The 16307-nt window shown below is 71.3% G+C and carries 13 protein-coding genes and 3 pseudogenes; 8 read left to right on the forward strand and 8 right to left on the reverse strand.

Annotation, left to right across the window (positions count from 1 at the left end; genetic code table 11):
- Nucleotides 1–958: 958 nt before the first annotated feature.
- Nucleotides 959–1783 carry an SDR family oxidoreductase gene (locus FGX59_RS21045; protein WP_138469096.1) on the reverse strand — a complete coding sequence of 275 codons (825 nt, stop codon included), beginning with the start codon at nucleotides 1781–1783 and terminating at the stop codon, nucleotides 959–961.
- A 93-nt stretch (nucleotides 1784–1876) separates the two neighbouring features.
- On the opposite strand from FGX59_RS21045, the gene FGX59_RS21050 reads away from it, so the two are divergent.
- The 4 genes from FGX59_RS21050 to FGX59_RS21065 all read left to right on the forward strand — a co-directional run bounded on the left by FGX59_RS21050 (nucleotide 1877) and on the right by FGX59_RS21065 (nucleotide 5050).
- Nucleotides 1877–2776 carry a LysR family transcriptional regulator gene (locus tag FGX59_RS21050; protein WP_138469097.1) on the forward strand — a complete coding sequence of 300 codons (900 nt, stop codon included), beginning with the start codon at nucleotides 1877–1879 and terminating at the stop codon, nucleotides 2774–2776.
- Between the two features lie 93 nt (nucleotides 2777–2869).
- Nucleotides 2870–3484 carry a lysozyme inhibitor LprI family protein gene (locus FGX59_RS21055; RefSeq protein ID WP_171060756.1) on the forward strand — a complete coding sequence of 205 codons (615 nt, stop codon included), beginning with the start codon at nucleotides 2870–2872 and terminating at the stop codon, nucleotides 3482–3484.
- Between the two features lie 91 nt (nucleotides 3485–3575).
- Nucleotides 3576–4304 (forward strand): helix-turn-helix transcriptional regulator, encoded by a 729-nt coding sequence (locus FGX59_RS21060; protein ID WP_171060757.1) that lies wholly within the window; start codon nucleotides 3576–3578, stop codon nucleotides 4302–4304.
- 74 nt (nucleotides 4305–4378) lie between these two features.
- Nucleotides 4379–5050, forward strand: coding sequence for a hypothetical protein (locus FGX59_RS21065; RefSeq protein ID WP_138469100.1), 672 nt, complete (start codon nucleotides 4379–4381; stop codon nucleotides 5048–5050).
- A gap of 846 nt (nucleotides 5051–5896) precedes the next feature.
- On the opposite strand, the gene ftsH is transcribed toward FGX59_RS21065, so the two are convergent.
- The 7 genes from ftsH to FGX59_RS21100 form a co-directional block, all read right to left on the reverse strand.
- On the reverse strand, nucleotides 5897–7792 hold the full coding sequence (gene ftsH / locus FGX59_RS21070) for an ATP-dependent zinc metalloprotease FtsH (protein ID WP_240722615.1): 1896 nt from the start codon (nucleotides 7790–7792) through the stop codon (nucleotides 5897–5899).
- Nucleotides 7793–8155: 363 nt separating this feature from the next.
- Complete coding sequence (locus tag FGX59_RS21075; RefSeq protein WP_370296160.1) at nucleotides 8156–8557, reverse strand: transposase; 402 nt, start codon at nucleotides 8555–8557, stop codon at nucleotides 8156–8158.
- A gap of 166 nt (nucleotides 8558–8723) precedes the next feature.
- The gene (locus FGX59_RS21080) at nucleotides 8724–9524 is read right to left on the reverse strand and encodes a sugar phosphate isomerase/epimerase (protein ID WP_240722617.1); all 801 of its coding nucleotides are present in this window, start codon (nucleotides 9522–9524) and stop codon (nucleotides 8724–8726) included.
- Between the two features lies 1 nt (nucleotide 9525).
- A complete protein-coding gene (locus FGX59_RS21085; protein ID WP_138469102.1) occupies nucleotides 9526–10599 on the reverse strand; it encodes an ABC transporter ATP-binding protein in 1074 nt (357 codons plus the stop codon).
- A gap of 3 nt (nucleotides 10600–10602) precedes the next feature.
- Nucleotides 10603–11460: a carbohydrate ABC transporter permease gene (locus FGX59_RS21090; protein WP_138469103.1), complete on the reverse strand. Its 858-nt coding sequence runs from the start codon at nucleotides 11458–11460 to the stop codon at nucleotides 10603–10605.
- On the reverse strand, nucleotides 11457–12362 hold the full coding sequence (locus tag FGX59_RS21095) for a carbohydrate ABC transporter permease (protein WP_240722618.1): 906 nt from the start codon (nucleotides 12360–12362) through the stop codon (nucleotides 11457–11459). Before FGX59_RS21095 ends, FGX59_RS21090 begins: the two co-directional genes overlap by 4 nt.
- Before the next feature lie 51 nt (nucleotides 12363–12413).
- On the reverse strand, nucleotides 12414–13664 hold the full coding sequence (locus tag FGX59_RS21100) for an ABC transporter substrate-binding protein (RefSeq protein WP_138469104.1): 1251 nt from the start codon (nucleotides 13662–13664) through the stop codon (nucleotides 12414–12416).
- 332 nt (nucleotides 13665–13996) lie between these two features.
- On the opposite strand from FGX59_RS21100, the gene FGX59_RS21105 reads away from it, so the two are divergent.
- The 4 genes and pseudogenes from FGX59_RS21105 to FGX59_RS21120 form a co-directional block, all read left to right on the forward strand.
- Nucleotides 13997–15043: a LacI family DNA-binding transcriptional regulator gene (locus FGX59_RS21105; protein ID WP_171060758.1), complete on the forward strand. Its 1047-nt coding sequence runs from the start codon at nucleotides 13997–13999 to the stop codon at nucleotides 15041–15043.
- Between the two features lie 255 nt (nucleotides 15044–15298).
- Nucleotides 15299–15632, forward strand: a pseudogene (locus tag FGX59_RS38825) (transposase); the annotation flags it as partial.
- Between the two features lie 299 nt (nucleotides 15633–15931).
- A pseudogene (locus FGX59_RS21115) lies at nucleotides 15932–16042 on the forward strand (IS5/IS1182 family transposase); the annotation flags it as partial.
- Between the two features lie 97 nt (nucleotides 16043–16139).
- Nucleotides 16140–16307, forward strand: a pseudogene (locus FGX59_RS21120) (IS256 family transposase); the annotation flags it as partial.

Here is a 16307-nt window from a genome sequence, read left to right on the forward strand (position 1 = left end):
CGATCAGCGGCCGGGGGAGGGCTGTCCGGGCGGCGGCTGCCGACGGATATTGTTCAGATTTTACTGCTCCGGCCGAAAGAACATCCGAAGTTGGAAATTTGCGCTCCGGCAAGGCTGAAGTCATCGCTCCTTGAAGCGGATTTCTCCAATCTTGGAACGTCTTCCCTCGATTCCGGGGTCCGCGCACTTGTGCCCGAGTTTTTCGACACCATCGGCGCGTGGCAGGCGGCTGGCAAACGGCCGCGCGCCAGCCCTGGCGGAGATGTCTTGCGGCTTCTGCAGGCTTGCCGCCGGATGTCCGCGTGCCGAGGCGGCATGTCCGGAGCTGCGCAGGACGCGAGGGAAGCCGGACCCAGGCCCTTGCGCGATGTCCGCCGTGCGCCATCCGCGCAGCAGCCCGCCGACGGGGCTGCGTCATCCCGCGGTGGCGCTTCCCGGCAGCAGCGCGGCCGAACGGCTTGGCTGCGGGCAGCGGCTCGCGCTGGCCGGTTCTGCGCGCGGCATCCGGCGGCGGCGGGGCTCTCGGGTGATCGGGCGGATACGGACGGCAGGCGGGACCTGGATGCACCCGAAGAGGGCGGGAGGGCAGCTTCTGCACCCCTGAACCGGCCGGACCCTCGGGCGCGCCGGGCCGCAGGCAGCCCCTTGGCCAGCGCCTGGCGGCCGGAGGCGCTTCGTCGGCGGGCCGTTCCTGCGGCCCCGGCGATCGCAGTCGAGAGCTGCACAGGACGCCGGTGGCGGAGCTGCGGCACCCGTCCGGGCTCGCGGGGCCGGACGCTCCCGGGAGCCGGGATTTCCCGCGATGGCCATCGCCCTGTCGCGGACCGGCCGGAAGCAGGCCCGGGACGGCATCTGGCCGCCTGAGACCCGTCCGGGGCGGCTGCGGGGCCGTCGGGCGGTCCCGCAGCTGTCGGTCAGGCGCCCGCCGGAGGCCGGTCCGGGAAGGCGCCTGTTGCGCTCAGTCTGCGGCCAGCGACATTTCGCGCTGCGCGTCGAGCTCGGCCAGCCGCGCGGTCAGGGCGCTGCGGATATTGGCGTAGGCGGTGCTGCCGAGCGCCAGCCGGCGGGGCATCTGCGCGGCATCGGCGGTGGCGATGATCGCCGCCACGCTGTGCTCCAGATCCGCCAGCTGCGGGAAGCTCTCGCTGCTGCCGCCCCCGGCGATCTGCAGGAGCGAGCGGCGCACGGTGTCGACGACCGTGCCCGCATAGTCGGGATGGACCGGCGCCATGTCGATCGCGGCGATGAAATTCGTCGGCGTCGGGCCGGGCTCGATGATCAGCATCTCGATCCCGAACCCCGCGACCTCCTGCGCGACCGCCTCGATGAAGCCCTCGATCCCCCATTTCGTCGCGTGGTAGCTGCCGAAGCCGGGATAGGCGACCTGTCCGCCCTCCGAGGAGATCTGCACGAAGCGGCCGCCGCCCTGGGCGCGCATATGCGGCAGGACCGCCCGGATGAAGGCGATCGCCCCGGTCAGGTTGGTGGCGATCTGCCGGTCGATCGCGGCCGCCGCCAGCTCTTCGGCCGCGCCGAAAAGGCCGAAGCCCGCATTGCCGACGATGACGTCGATCCGCCCCGTCGCGAAGGCCGCCGCGGCCGCCGCCTCGACCGAGGCGCCATCGGTCAGGTCGAGATGCAGAACCTCGAGATTGGGGTGGGACAGGTCCAGCGAGCCCGCGCGCCGCACGGTGGCGATGACGCGGTCGCCGCGCTCCAGAAGCTGTTCCGTCATGGCGCGGCCGAAGCCCCGCGCTGCGCCGGTGATGAGCCAGGTTTTCATGTCGAACCTCTTTGGTTTGTTGGCTCCCCCCATCTGGTGCCGGATGCGCCGTGCCGGTATGGTTCACGAATTGGATGACGTGGTGAGCCAGATTTGACAAACAGTCCGCCCCTTCCCGACCTCCTTGCCTTCGCCGCGGTGGCGCGGCACCGCAGCTTCAGCCGTGCGGCCGAAGAGATCGGCGTGTCGCGCTCGGCGCTCAGCCACACGCTGCGCACGCTGGAGCAGCGCCTGCAGCTGCGGCTGCTGAACCGCACGACGCGCAGCGTCGCGCTGACCGAGGACGGCGCCGATCTGCTGGCACGGCTCCTGCCGGTGCTGGGCGACCTGGACGAGATCTTCGCCGACCTGGCCGAGCAGCGGGGCGAGCCGCGCGGCACGCTGCGGATCAACGCGCCGGACCAGGCGGCGCGGCTGCTGATGCGCCATGTCGTGCCGGACTTCCTGGCGCTGCACCCGCGGATGCAGGTCGACCTGTCGATCGACGGGCGCTTCGTCGACATCGTCACGCAGGGTTTCGATGCAGGCGTGCGGCTGGCCGAGGCCGTGCCGCAGGACATGATCGCCGTGCCCTTTGCCGGTCCCCTGCGCTTCGTCGCGGTGGCGGCGCCGGCGTACCTTGCGCAGCATCCGGCGCCGCATGTCCCGGCGGATCTGGCGGCGCATCGCTGCATCCGCCAGCGGCTGCCCGGCGGGTCCTTCTACCAGTGGGAATTCGAGCGCGACGGCCGCGCGGAGACGGTCGACGTGCCCGGGGTGCTGACGCTCAACAACAATCCGCTGATGGCCGAGGCGGCGGCGGCGGGGCTCGGCATCGCCTATGTGCCCGAGACCGTGGCCCGCGACGCGCTGGAGGCGGGGCGGCTGCAGCTGGTGCTGGAGCCCTTCTGCCCGCCGTCGCCCGGGCTCTGCCTCTACTATCCCGGCCGGCGCCATGTCCCGGCGGGGCTGCGCGCCTTCATCACCCTGCTGAAGCAGCGGCTGCCGGATTGACGCCGATCCCCGCGGCCGCAGTTCGGCTTATGCGCCGGGCCCGGGCCGTGCTAGACTGGGGGCGGTCCCCGGCGGGATCCCGGGAGCATGGCCATGCGCCTCTTCGCCTCATCCGTCGCCTGCCTTCTGTGCCTCCCGGCGCCGCTTGCGCCGCAGGGGCTCGATGCGGAGACGCTCGGGCTGATCGAGGCGACGGCCGCGGGGATCTGCGGCGAATTCTCGCGCGAGGGGTCGGCCAGTTCCGCCGCGATCGAAGGCGCCGCCGAGGCGCGGCTGAAGGGGCTGGCCGGGCAGCTCGATGCGCGCGACATCGCGGGCACCGCGACGCTCGGCGAAACCGGATATCTCGGGGTGCTGCGCGAGGAACTCGGCGGCGAGCTGAAGGACATCCGCACCTGCCGCCTGAAGGTCTTCGGCCAGCTTCTGGCGACGGTGGCCGTGCCGGGCCCGCCGCAGGACCAGCCGGAGACCGGGGAGCTCCTGCGCCCCTGGTGCAGCGCGTCCCGGCTCAATCCGACCGAGCGGGCGATCTGCGCCAACCGCCGCCTCGCGCGGCTCGATGCCGAACTGGAGGCGGCCTATGGCCAGGCCAGGGCGCCGGCCGGGGATAGCGAGCAGGCCGCCTGGCTGTCGCGGCGCAATGCCTGCGGCACCGACCCGTCCTGCATCGCCCGCCTCTATGGCGAGCGCCTCGCGGAGCTGCGCTAGCCGCGGCGCGGCCGCTTTGGCGCGTTGCATGCGCGGCGGTGCCTGCCTAGGGTCGGTGGCGCAATGTTCCTTTTCCGCGATGGCCCGTGCCGTGCAGCCGCTCAATTTCCTGATCGATCTTGCCGACCGGCTGCAGAGCTGCGGCACCGGGCCGGAGGCCGGCTGGGCGGCGGTCTGCGGGGTGGCCGACAGCCTCGATCTCGCGGGGATGAATGCGGGCGCGGCCCTCGCCGGCAGCACCGATCCGATCTGGGCGCGGTTCCACCTGCCGCGCGACTGGGAGCAAGTGTACTGCCAGGAGCCGCTGCGCCGGGCCGATCCGCTCTGGCCCTGGCTCTCCCGTCCGGAGCCGCGGCTGCACAAGTCATCGGAGGGCATTGCCGCGCAGGCGGACGGCCAGCCGCTGGCCGCGGCGATGCGGGCGCGCAATTTCAATTTCGTCCAGGTCTTCAAATGGCAGCGGGGGCCGGTCCTGCAGGTGCTGACGATGGGCACGCGGCATCCGGCGGCGATCAGCCTGGGCCCGGAGCTCGCCGCGCTCCTGCCGGCGATCGCCGCGATGATGGCCGGGCCGCTGCTGCCGCCGCGTTCCGCCAGCGGCAGCGGTCTGGGCATCCGCTACCGCCCGCTGACCGGGCGCGAGCGTTCGGTGCTGGCGCATCTGGCGTGCGGGCTCGACAATTGCGCCATTGCCGAGCGCATGGGGATCGCCGAGGTGACGGTGCGGCTCCACTTGAAGAACGCCCGCGCCAAGATGGGCGCCTCGACGCGCGAGCAGGCGCTGGCACTGGCGATGGCGCGGGGCATGCTGGACCTCTGAGCGGCGTCGGCGGGACCCCACCGTCCTGCCGTCATCCTGCTTGAAGGCCGGAGCGCGTCGCGTATATCGGCGGCATGGCAACCAAGAGCTTCTCCCTCACCCTGCGCGACGACGGCACCGCCCGGCTGTCCTACATCTACCGGAGGCCCCGCGAGCCGGGGATCTCGCGCCTGTCCTGCGACCTCTCCGCGGCCGGGCTGGCGCGGCTGGCGGCCTTCTGCGAGATCTGCGATCTCCAGCGCGGCCGGTCCCTGCCGCTGGGGCTGGAGCTCGACGCCCTGTCGCTGCGCTTCCAGCCCGGCGAACCGGCGATGCTGCAGATCATGCGGATGGGGCGCAGCGGCCCCGAGCAGGTGACGGCGCCTTTCGCCGAGCTGCATGCCGAGCTGTCCGAGGCGACGGATCGCTGCCTGGCGCTGGCGCGCAGTTCCCGCCGCGGGCGGATCATCTGGGAGATTCTGGGCCAGTGCCCCCGGCCCGGCGTCCTGCCGCCCGATCTGCCGCGCGACGAGGCCGATGCCGTCTTCCACCGGCTGGCGGAGATCACGCTGCTGTCTCTGGCCGGGGAGGCGGAGAAGCCGGGCTCGCCGCTGTCGCGCAAGCTGCGCCGCAAGAAGAGCTCGACCGAGGCGCAGGAGCATCTGGAGGCGGCGCTGGCCTCGCAGGCGCGGCTGCTCTTTCCCGGCCATGCGGCGCGGGTGGAGGGGGACGCCGTCCTGCCAGAGGATCTCCGCGACCGGGCATGACCTTCGCGTCTCCGCGACCGGGCGACCTTCGCGCCCGGTCCGGGCTGCTTCCTGTCCCTGCATCCGCGCGGGACGCCCGGCCGGGGCCGGACCGCGCGGGCAAAGCGGGTTCATGGGCGCCCGACGGTGGGGGGGCAGGCGGCGCGGACATGGCGGACCAGAGCCTCCGCCGTCCCCCGCGCGGGGCGGGTGCCCCGGCGCCGGGATCCCGGCCGGTGCCCGCGAGAATGCAGCTGCCCGCTCGGAAAAGCCGGTTCGGTCCCCGGACATCCCCGTGCGTCCCTTGCCTCTGCGGCCCTCCGGGGGGCTGCGTGATCGCCGCCGGCGCGGGCAGAGAGGTTGCGGGTCGCCCCTGCCGCGCTGAGAACGGCCGCAATGGCAGCGCGCTTGGCCATGGCGCGCGGGCACAGGGCCGCCTGGCCGCGGCGGATGCCGCCCCGGGACGGGGACGCCGACCAAGGCCGCTGAACGTCCGGAGGACCGCGTTCCCCTGCGCGCGAGGCAGGCGGCCAGGCGCCTGCCTCGCGCGCCCCTGCGATGCCGTTTGGCCCTGCGCCCGAGGGCAGGCGGCGGCATGGCGCGCGGCCGGAGGGCTGCGGTCCAGCAAGGGCGGAGACGGACCGCGGCCGCGCGCGGGCCGGGCAGGGGCTGGCCCGGGACCGGCGCGCGCGGAACCGAAACCCTGCGGCCATGGTGCCCGCAGGCGTCCGGCAAGGATCATGAGCCGTTGCCGGAAGGGACGGGAGGCCAGGACCGCCTCGGCGACGGGGCAGGCCGGACGGCGCAAAGACGGTTTCCCGTGCGCGCCCGCGGACCCATCTGCCGCATGCATCTCCGGCGGGCCTGCTAGCTCTCCACGCGGGGGGCGCCGACGGGCTCGAGGCTCGCGGGGACGGGGGGCTCCGCCGGGGCGAGAAGCGCTTCGATCTGCGCCCGGTCGAGGGTCTCCAGCCGCTCCAGCTCGCGGATCAGGCGGCGGATCTGCGCCTCATGCTCCGAGATGATCGCCGAGGCGGTCCGCTCCGCCTCCTTCAGCAGCGCGATCACAGCGTGGTCGACCTCTGCCGCCGTGGCATCGGCATGGCCCCGCGGCATCGCCATGCTCTGGCCGAGGAAGGGGTTGTCCTCCTCCTGCCGCAGGTCCACCGGGCCCAGCCGGTCGGTCATGCCCCAGCGCGCCACCATCGAGCGCGCCAGCCGCGTGGCGCGCCGGATGTCGTCATCCGCGCCGGAACTGACCGTGCCGATCAGCAGCCGCTCTGCCGCGCGCCCGGCCAGGAGCACGGCAAGCTGCGCGCGCAGGTAGTCCTCGGGGAGGGTATGGTGCTCCTCGCCCTCGAGCATGTGCGTCCCGCCCAGCGAGCGGCCGCGCGGGATGATCGTCACCTTGTAGAGCGGATCGGCCCCCGCGCCGTAGAAGGCCGCCGCCGTGTGCCCGGCCTCGTGCACGGCCAGCCGGTGGCGCTCGCCCGGCTGGATGGCGAGGCTGCGCACCGTGCCCATCATTACCTTGTCGCGCGCCTCCTGCAGATCCGGGCCGCTGATGCTGCGCGCGCGCCGCCGCGCGGCATTGATCGCCGCCTCGTTCAGCAGGTTCTTCAGCTCCGCCCCGGAAAAGCCCGGCGTGCCCGCCGCCAGCTCGGCCAGGTCGCCGGGCGCCTCGAGCGGCAGGCCGCGGGCGTGGATCTGCAGGATCGCCAGCCGCCCGGCCCGGTCCGGCAGGTTCAGCGCGACATGCCGGTCGAACCGCCCGGGGCGCAGGAGCGCCGGGTCGAGCACGTCGGGCCGGTTCGTCGCCGCCAGCACCACCACCGCCTCGCGGCCCTCGAACCCGTCGAGCTCGGCCAGGATCTGGTTCAGCGTCTGCTCGCGCTCGTCATGCCCGCCGCCAAGCCCGGTGCCGCGGGTGCGGCCGATGCTGTCGAGCTCGTCGATGAAGATCACCGCGGGCGCGGCCTTGCGCGCCGCCTCGAACATCTTGCGCACGCGCCCGGCGCCGACCCCGACGAAGACCTCGATGAATTCCGAGCCGGAGGTCGAGAAGAACGGCACCTCGGCCTCGCCCGCCAGCGCCTTCGCCAGCAGCGTCTTGCCGGTGCCCGGCGGTCCGGTCAGCAGCACCCCGTGCGGGACCTCGGCGCCGACCTCGCGGAAGCGCGCGGGCTCGCGCAGGAACTCGACCAGCTCGGCGACCTCCTTCTTGGCCTGCTCCTGGCCCGCGACATCGGCGAAGGTGATGTCGGTCCGGGTCTCGGCGGGCTTCGAGAAGCGGCCGCTGAACAGGGCGCCTGCGCCGAAGCCGCCGCCGAGCTGTCCCATCATCCGGCGCTGCATCCAGACATAGAGGCCGATGATCAGCAGCCAGGGCAGCAGGAAGAGCAGCGGCGAGGCCTGGGCGGGCGGCTCGGCGACGATCTCGACGCCCTGCGCCTCGAGGAGCGGCAGCAGCCCGGGATCGCCCTGGGCGGGGGTGACGGCGCGCAGGGTGTCTCCGGCGCCGGTGCCCTCGGCGGGGGTGAGGGTGATCGCATGCTCGGCCAGCACCGCCTGCGCGACCTGGCCATTGCGGATCATCTCCTTGGCGGCGCTGTAGGAAATCGCGCCGGTCTGGCTGTCCTGGCCGAAGCTGGCGAAGACGGCCATCATCAGCGCGAGCCCGGCCCATAGCAGGATCAGCCGCTGCCAGCCGCCCGCGGGTACCGGGTCCTTTCCGTCGGACGGCCGTGGGGTTTGCTCGGACATGCGCTTTCCTTCCGGTTTGCCGCAATCCTGCCCCTGCAGCCTGTCGGTCGCCTTGACCCGCGTCAAGTCCTCCGCGGTCAGGCGGGGCGCTGTCATCCGGGCTGGCTTCGGGGGCGCGCGCCCGCGGAAAAGCGCGGGCGGGCCACCTGAGGATCGCCGGATGCAACATCGCGTCCCGCCTGCGCCATCCGCAGGGACAGTCGCGATGTCCTCGGCGGCAGGTTCGGGCTTTTCCGCGGGCTGGACGGGACCTCGACCCCGCGGAGGCGACCAGCGCCGGATGATCCCTGCGCCGCGCGCGCCGCGCCATGCCTGCGCGTCGGCCATTCATTCATCGGGCTTTCGCGGTGCCACGGTCCCTCTTCAGTCGACGCGGAGGCGGATGCCGGTGCGGCCGATCAGAGGGGTCGGGGCATCCCCGGCGTGCCGATAAGCAATCTGCACCGGGTGTCCCGCCGGACGCCGGCATAGGATCGGGAAATCCTGTACCGGCCAGTCGAGACCAGTCATCTTGATCTGGCCCGCAGCCACGTCGGCGGTCTGAGGACCGGGCAGGCCGGACCGGATCTTCAGCGTCGGGCAGGTCCGGATCGCGCTGTTCGAGACGGTCTCGGGGCGGCTGCGCCTCCGGGTTCTGGCGACGTGCCACGCCATTTCGGGATCGAGCCGGATCGTGCGGGGGCAGTGTCGCGTCAGCGCCGCGCGGCAGTTCGACCAGGTCGCTGAACGGTCGTGAGGGGAGGCAGGCTTCGCCGCGCCGTTGATCTATCGGCCGGAGTGAATCCCTTCAGACGGAACATGCAACAGGACCCGCGGCCGCGGGAATGGCGGGGCTGCGCCGCTTGCCGGGCGGCAGGCAAAGCCCGCCGGCTGCCGGTCTAAAGACGCATGTCCCGTGGCCGCCGGGTCGCGACCGCCTCTCGCCGTCCCGTCAGGGCAAGGGCCGGACGGCCTCCGCCCGGGCCACGGCGCTCTGCAGCCCGTCCATGCTCCGCCGCGCGAAGCGGTCCCAGTCGGAGGGCAGGTCGTGCTCGAGCACCAGGAGCCCGGCGCCGGTGGCGATGGAGGCGGGCAGGAGCCTGTCCCAGTCGAGCACGCCCTGGCCGAGATCGGCCCAGCCGCCCTCGTCCGCCGCCATGCCCGGGGGCGCCATGTCCTTGACATGCACCGCCGGGATGCGCCCGGCATAGCGGCGCAGCCAGGGCAGCGGATCGGCGCCCGCGCGCGCGATCCAGGCCACGTCGATCTCGAAGAGCAGCCGGTCGCCCAGCAGATGCTCGATCGGCAGCGATCCGTCCGGCAGGGGCTCGAACTCGAAGGCATGGTTGTGCCAGGCGAAGTCCAGCCCGTGATCGGCGAGCCGCGCCGCCAGCAGCTCGAGCTTGCGGCCGAGCGCGCGCCAGCCGTCGGCATCCGCGGGGCGCCGTTCGGGCGGCAGGAAGGGGGCGACGGCCAGCTCCAGCCCCAGGATCCGCGCCGAGGCGGTGACGCGGGCGAATTCCTGCTCGAACATCTCCAGGGTGAAATGCCCGGTGGTGCAGCCGAGCCCGGTCTCCTCCAGCAGCGCCTTCATCTCTTCCGGGGCGTCCCACTGGGTGTGATAGGGCTGCACGTCGGTATAGCCGAGCGCCTTCAGACGGCGGAACTGCGTGCCGAGATCGGGACCGGAGCGCGAGGACCAGAGCTGGAAGGCGATCCGCCCGCCGGGCAGTGCGCGGAGCATGTCGGTCATGTCAGAGCCTCTCTCCGGTGGCCGCATCGAAGAGCGCGGCGCGCGGCATGTCGAAGGCGAGCGCGGCTGCCTGGCCGGGCTCGGCATGGATGTCGCCCGCGGCGCGGATCCGCAGGGTCTCGCCGCCGGTCTCGGCCCAGAGCACGGTCTCGGGCCCCATCGGCTCGACCAGCGTGATCTGCGCGGCCAGGGCCGTGCCGCCATCCGCCGGGCCGGTCGTGTGCACATGCTCGGGGCGCAGGCCGAGCACGGCCGGGCCGTCCTGCGGCGCCGTCCGGAAGCCGTAGCCCGAGAGGTCGAGCCGCTGCCCCTGCCACAGGAAGGACCGCCCCTCGATCCGCCCTTCGAGGAAATTCATCATCGGCGCGCCCATGAATTCCGCGACGAAGCGGTTGGCCGGGCGGTGGTAGATCTCCTCGGGCGTGTCGAATTGCTGGATCTCGCCGCCCTTCATCACGGCGATCCGGTCGCCGAGGGTCATCGCCTCCACCTGGTCATGGGTGACGTAGATCATCGTCGAGGCGATGCGCTGGTGCAGCTTCTTGATCTCGACCCGCAGGTCGTTGCGCAGCTTGGCGTCGAGATTGGAGAGCGGCTCGTCGAAGAGGAACACCGCCGCCTCGCGCACCAGCGCGCGGCCGATGGCGACGCGCTGGCGCTGTCCGCCGGAAAGCGCGGCGGGCTTGCGCTTGAGGTAGGGCGTCAGCTGCAGCATCCCGGCGACATCGGCCACGCGCTGCGCGATCTCGCGCTTCGGCCGGCCCGCCGAGGCCAGCGCGAAGGACAGGTTCCGCTCGACGCTCATATGCGGATAGAGCGCGTAGGACTGGAAGACCATGCCGATGCCGCGGTCCTTGGGCAGCGCGCGGGTCATGTCGGCGCCGCCGATCTCGATCCGCCCGCCCGCCACCGGCTCGAGCCCGGCGATCGCGTTGAGCAGGGTGGATTTCCCGCAGCCCGAAGGGCCGAGAAGGACGACGAATTCGCCCTCGCGAATCGAAAGGTCGAGCCCGTCGATGGCCACGTGATGGCCGTATTCGATCCGGAGCCCGGAGAGTGTCACGGAAGCAGTCATGCCCTATCCCTTCACCGCGCCTGCGGTGATGCCCCGGACGAACCAGCGTCCCGAGAGCAGAAAGATCGCCAGCGGGACAAGCGCGGTCAGCACGGTGGCCGCCATGTCGACGGTGTAGTCGCGCTCGCCCGTGACGGTGTTGACGATGTTGTTGAGCTGGACGGTCATCGGCAGGTTCTCCCGCCCCGCGAAGACCAGCCCCAGGAGGAAGTCGTTCCAGATCGCCGTGCTCTGCAGGATCACCGCCACCACGGTCACCGGCGCCGCCAGGGGCAGCATGATGCAGAGGAAAATCCGCCAGAACCCCGCCCCGTCGATCTGCGCCGCCAGGAAGAGCTGCCGCGGCAGCCCGGAGTAGTAGCCGCGGAACAGCAGCGTCATCAGCGGGATGCCGAAGATGCAGTGGATGACGATGATCGCGGGCAGCGTCTGGTAGATGCCGATGGCCGAGAGCCATTGCACCAGCGGATAGAGGAAGATCTGGTGGGGCAGGAAGGCGCCGAGCACCATCAGCCCCAGCAGGAGCCCCGAGAGCGGCGGCTTCCAGAAGGTCATCGCATAGCCGTTGAGCGCCCCGGCCAGCACCGTGAGCCCGACGCTCGGCACGACGATCTTCACCGAGTTCCAGAAGCCGGGGCTGATCCCGCCGCAGGTCAGCCCGGTGCAGGCGCCCGTCCAGGCCATCCGCCAGGCGGAGGGATCGAGCGCGCGGGGCAGGGCGAAGATGCCCGTCTCGCGCAGCTCGGGCATGGATTTCAGCGAGGTGGCCACCATCACGTAGAGCGGCAGGCCGAAGATCGCGGCCGCGGTCAGCAGGAAGGCATAGAGCGCGATGCGCTGCAGCAGGGCGGAGCGGGTCATCGCGCGCCCTCCCGGGCCCTGCGCCGCAGCGCCGCGGCATAGTGGAAGGGCACGAAGACCGCCAGCACCGTCACCAGGAGCGCGATCGAGGCGGCCGAGGCCAGCGCGATGTTCTGCCGTCCGAAGAGGTAGTCCATGATGAATTTCGCCGGAACGTCCGAGGCCGTGCCCGGCCCGCCCCCGGTCAGCGCGACCACCAGGTCGTAGACCTTGATGACGCCCACGCTGAGCAGGACGACCGAGGTCGCGAGCATCCCGCCGAGCTGCGGCAGCACCAGGAAGGCATAGGTGCGCCAGGTGGAGATCCCGTCGACCCGCGCCGCCCGCCAGATGTCGCGGTCGATCCCGCGCAGCCCGGCCAGCATCAGCACCATGACCACGCCCGAGGCCTGCCAGACCCCGGCCAGCACCACAGCATAGATCGCCATGCCGCGGTCATAGGGCCAGTCGAAGGAGAAGCCCGTCCAGCCCCAGCCCTGCACCGCCGCCTGGATGCCGAGCGCGGGGTTCATCAGCCATTGCCAGACCAGCCCGGTGACGATGAAGGACAGCGCCTGCGGATAGAGGAAGATCGTCCGGAACACCGCCTCGCCGCGCACCCCGCGATCGAGCGCCACCGCCAGCGCGGTGCCGACCAGCAGCGCGCCAGCAAGGAAGAAGGCGCCGAAGGTCAGCATGTTGCCGAAAGAGGTCTCCCAGCGCGAGGAGCCCAGCAGCTTGCGGTACTGCGCCAGGCCGACATAGTCGCCATTGGGGATCATGCCGGAGCTCGTCAGCGAGATACGGAAGGTCAGGATCACCGTGCCGAGATAGCAGAATAGCACGATCGCCCAGCTCGGCCCGAGGGCGAGAAGCGGCATGCTCCAGCGCGCCCTTGCGCCATCGGTCTTGAATAGGGTCATGGATGGGGTCCGGTCGGGGGTGCGGGGGCGGGAGCCCCCGCAGCGTCTGGATCAGGCGTTTTCCTCGACGATCTCGGCGAAGCTCTCGACGAAGTCATCGGTGCTCATGGCCGGATCGTTGAAGAATTCGCTGATCAGGTCCTGGAACTGCCCGGCGGCGCTCGGCGACATCACCAGAAGCGGCGCGGGCGCGGCATCGCCCCCGGCGATCAGCGCCTTGCCCTTCTGCACGCAGGCATCGAGCGAACTGACATCGACATCCGAGCGGGCCGGGATCGAGCCCTTCAGCCGCGAGAAGTCGAGCTGCACCTGCGGGTCCTCGACCACCACGGCAAAAAGCTGCTGCGCGGCGTTCCAGTCCGCGCCGTCCTTCTTCGGAAAGGCGAAGGTGTCGCCCTGGATCACCAGCGCGGGCGCGCCCGGCATCGGCTCGCAGAAGAAGTCGCTGCCCGGCTCGCGCCCCTGCAGCAGCATCTCGCCCTTGACCCAGTCGCCGGAATACTGCGCGGCGGCCTTGCCCTCCAGCACCATCGCCGTGGCATCGTTCCACAGCCGCCCCGGCGCGCCGGGATCGACATAGCCGCGCATCTTCGCGTAGATCTCTGCCGCCTCGCGGAACTCCGGCGAGCGCACGGCCTCCGCGTCGAAATCGACATAGACCGAGTCGTAGCCCTCGACCCCCATCACGCCCAGCATCACGCCGTTGAAGACCTTGTTCTCCTGCCAGGACTGGCCGCCCCAGGCGATCGGCACCAGACCCGCCGCCTTGACCTTGTCGAGCGCGTCGAAGAAGGCGTCCCAGGTGGCGGGCGGCTCGTCGAGCCCGATCTGCGCCAGCACCGGCGCCGACCAGATCAGCCAGTGGACATTGATCGACAGCGGCGCGGCATAGACGCTGCCCTTGGCGGAGACCGAGTCGAGGATGACCGGAGGGATCTTGTCTTTCAGTCCTTCAGCCTCGACCAGCCCGTCGATATCGCTCATCAGCCCGGCGGCGATCAGCTCCTTCGTCATCGGACCTGCGGGAAACATCTTCACCGTCGGAGGGTTGCCGCCGAGGATCCGGTTGATCGCCGCGGCATGGCCCGCCTCGAAGCCGGCGGTGGCGGTGTCGATCCATTCGCCGCCGCGCGCGGTGAAGGCATCGGCGATCACCTGCGCCGCCGCCGCCTCGCTGCCCGAGGTCCATTCATGCGCGACCTCGGCTTTCAGCCCGTCGGCACGGGCCGCTCCGGGGCTGGCGGCGAGCGCGGTGGCGCCGAGCATGGCGGCGATGGCGAAGGCATTTCCCAGTTGCGTCATGATCTTCCCTGTCAGCTGTGTCTCGTTCGATTCTTGTTGGGCAATCGATTGCCCTTGTTTGCCGCTAGCAGACCGTCAGTGTACGGTGCAATGCCGATCTCGCGCGCGATGGCCGCTTCGGCCCCTCCGCCGTCCGAACCGTTCCCGGCCTGCCTGAAAATTGGTTCGGGATGCATATTTAAGCGGCGGTTGCCATGGCGCGGGCGGGGCAGGAGGCCGCGTCGTGCCGGGCGGCGGGCGCTGCGGCGCTGGACGGCGACCGCCTGCCCGGTGCAGATACAAGAACCCTGGCCTCCGGCGGAGCGGCCGGGCCAGCCGCAGGAGACCCGCCCATGTCCGACAGCGCCCCGTCCAGACCGCCCACGATGCGCGATGTCGCCAAGGCCGCGGGCGTCGCCGTGTCGAGCGTCAGCCGCACCCTGGCCGATCCCGAGACCCGCAAGGTCGGCGCCGAGACCCGCAGCAAGATCCTGCGGGCCGCCGAGGAGCTCGGCTATTCGGTCAATCTCGCCGCGGCGAATTTCCGGCGCCGCGCCTCGGGGCTGATCCTGATGGTGATGCCGCCGCGCCATCCGGTGATCCCGGTCGTGCTCGACGTGCTGCACGGCGCCGACACGGTGCTGGCGGAGAAGGGCTACCGCATGGTGGTCAGCAACCTCGCCAAGAGCCAGGAGGTCAACAAGCTGACCGTCGATCTCGCTTTCGGCGGCGTGCCCGACGGGATCCTCGTCGTCTCCGGCAGCCTGCCGCAGGACCGCGGCCGGTCGCTGCTGCGCGCGGGCGTCCCGACCGTCAGCGCGCTCTACGACCTCTCCTGGACCGGCATTCCCAGCGTGGTCACCGATGACCGCGACAGCGCGTCCGCGGTGGCGCAGCGGCTGCTGGCGGCCGGCCACCGCCGCTTCGCCTATCTCAGCGGGCCGGAGGGCAACTACCACGAGACCGAGCGCTTCCGCGGCGTCTCCGCCGCCATCGCCGGCGCCGGGCTTGCCGGGACGGAGCTGGTCCGGATCGAGGGGGATTTCTCCGCCGCCTCGGGCGAAGCGGCCGGGCGGGCGCTGCTCGGCCAGGCAGAACGGCCGACGGCGGTGATCGCCTGCAATGACACGATGGCGATCGGGCTCATGCATGTCCTCCGGTCCGGCGGGCTGCGGATCCCGCAGGATGTCTCGGTGGTGGGCTATGACGGCATCTCCTGGGGCCGCTACGTGGAACCTGCGCTGACCACGGTGGAGATCCCGGGCTTCGAGATCGGCAAGGCCGGGGCAGATCGGCTCCTGCGGCTGATGTCCGGCGAGGCCGCGCCCGCAGACGCGATGCGCCAGGCCTTCCCGGGCCGCTATCTCGAACGGGCCTCGGCAGCGCCGCCGGGCGCCTGATCCCCTGGCGCAATGAGCCGCAAGGCGGCTGGCCGGACGCCCCGGGAGAGGGCGGCAGCGCGGACTGCCCGGACGGCCCTCTGCCATCGGGTCGGCGGCCCGCCGGGTTACTGCCCTCGGCGCTGTCGCCCCTAATCGGCGCCCGACCGTGACTCCCCCTTTCTCCGTTGGCATGCGCCCGAACCAAGCCCCGGCTCAGGACCCGTTGATTTCGGTCTCTTGGCGTGATCCAGGCCCGGCAAGACCACCTGAACGATGAGCAATCCTTACGGGTTGCCGGAAGCGCAGATGGAGCGCCTGAAGCCCTTCCCGCCCGAGAGCCATGGCAGGCCCCGCGGTCAAGACCGGCGTGTGCCGAGTGGAGTATTCCTCCTCGACCGCAATGGCTTGAGCTGGCGTGATGCGCCCGGGGCATGCGGCCTGTCGAAGACGCTCTGCTGCCGCTGGAGGCGCTCAGGCGACAATGGGGTCTTAGCCCGGATCATGCCGGTCCTCGCCGCCGAAAGCGCCGGACACAGGACGATCGTGATCGATGCGACCTGTCTCGAGACGCATCGCACGGCGTTGGGCCTGAGGGTGAAAAGGCGGATGCGGTCGCCAGATCGGGCGCAGGTCCAGGGTCCGGAAACGGTCCGGGGGATCGCTGTCCCTGAGATGGAGCGGCGTCGTCCTTTGCCCGGCGGGGGACTGCAAAGCGGCGTGCCGAGAGGGACCGAACTCCACGCCGTCGCCGATGCCGGGTGGCGGTTGATCGCGGTCTTCATGCCGGCTGGGCAGGCTGCCGAAGGGGGGCGGCTGCTGGCAGATCGGGTTCATGTCCCTGAGACCTTGTTGCACATATCGGTGGGAGGGATTCATATCGGGAATCCGCAGGGTTAGATCTCTGTCATGCCCAAGCCAGCCACCTCCCGCTACCGCACGACGAACTGGTCCGACTATGACGCCTCTCTGCGGAGACGTGGCTCGCTGTCGGTGTGGTTCGATCCGAAGATGACCTGGCAGGTGACGTCCCAGGTCGTGGTGTAGCTTTCGGTGGCCATCGGGTTTCTCGGTAGGGTCGGGTTGCTGACACCAACCTGAACCGAGGGATGCCCCGATGACCAAACCCATGATGGACCTGCGTGCGCTGGTAGAGAAGAGCGCCGATGCCGACCTGCTGCGCGAGATGATCGGCTTCGCTGCCGAACGGCTGATGGAGCTGGAGGTCGGCGCCAGGACCGGTGCTGACTATGGCGAGAAGAACAGCGAGCGCCTGGCGCAGCGT

Origin of the sequence: Poseidonocella sp. HB161398 (genome assembly GCF_005870025.1) — a bacterium.
In the GTDB taxonomy this organism is placed as follows: Bacteria; Pseudomonadota; Alphaproteobacteria; order Rhodobacterales; family Rhodobacteraceae; genus Mangrovicoccus.

Coding starts and splice junctions, on each gene's coding strand:
- FGX59_RS21105 (WP_171060758.1), top strand. CDS start 13,997: ATGTCCGACAGCGCCCCGTCCAGACCGCCCACGATGCGCGATGTCGCC.
- FGX59_RS21045 (WP_138469096.1), bottom strand. CDS start 1,783: ATGAAAACCTGGCTCATCACCGGCGCAGCGCGGGGCTTCGGCCGCGCC.
- FGX59_RS21095 (WP_240722618.1), bottom strand. CDS start 12,362: ATGACCCTATTCAAGACCGATGGCGCAAGGGCGCGCTGGAGCATGCCG.
- FGX59_RS21090 (WP_138469103.1), bottom strand. CDS start 11,460: ATGACCCGCTCCGCCCTGCTGCAGCGCATCGCGCTCTATGCCTTCCTG.
- FGX59_RS21100 (WP_138469104.1), bottom strand. CDS start 13,664: ATGACGCAACTGGGAAATGCCTTCGCCATCGCCGCCATGCTCGGCGCC.
- FGX59_RS21065 (WP_138469100.1), top strand. CDS start 4,379: ATGGCAACCAAGAGCTTCTCCCTCACCCTGCGCGACGACGGCACCGCC.
- FGX59_RS21055 (WP_171060756.1), top strand. CDS start 2,870: ATGCGCCTCTTCGCCTCATCCGTCGCCTGCCTTCTGTGCCTCCCGGCG.
- FGX59_RS21085 (WP_138469102.1), bottom strand. CDS start 10,599: ATGACTGCTTCCGTGACACTCTCCGGGCTCCGGATCGAATACGGCCAT.
- FGX59_RS21080 (WP_240722617.1), bottom strand. CDS start 9,524: ATGACCGACATGCTCCGCGCACTGCCCGGCGGGCGGATCGCCTTCCAG.
- ftsH (WP_240722615.1), bottom strand. CDS start 7,792: ATGTCCGAGCAAACCCCACGGCCGTCCGACGGAAAGGACCCGGTACCC.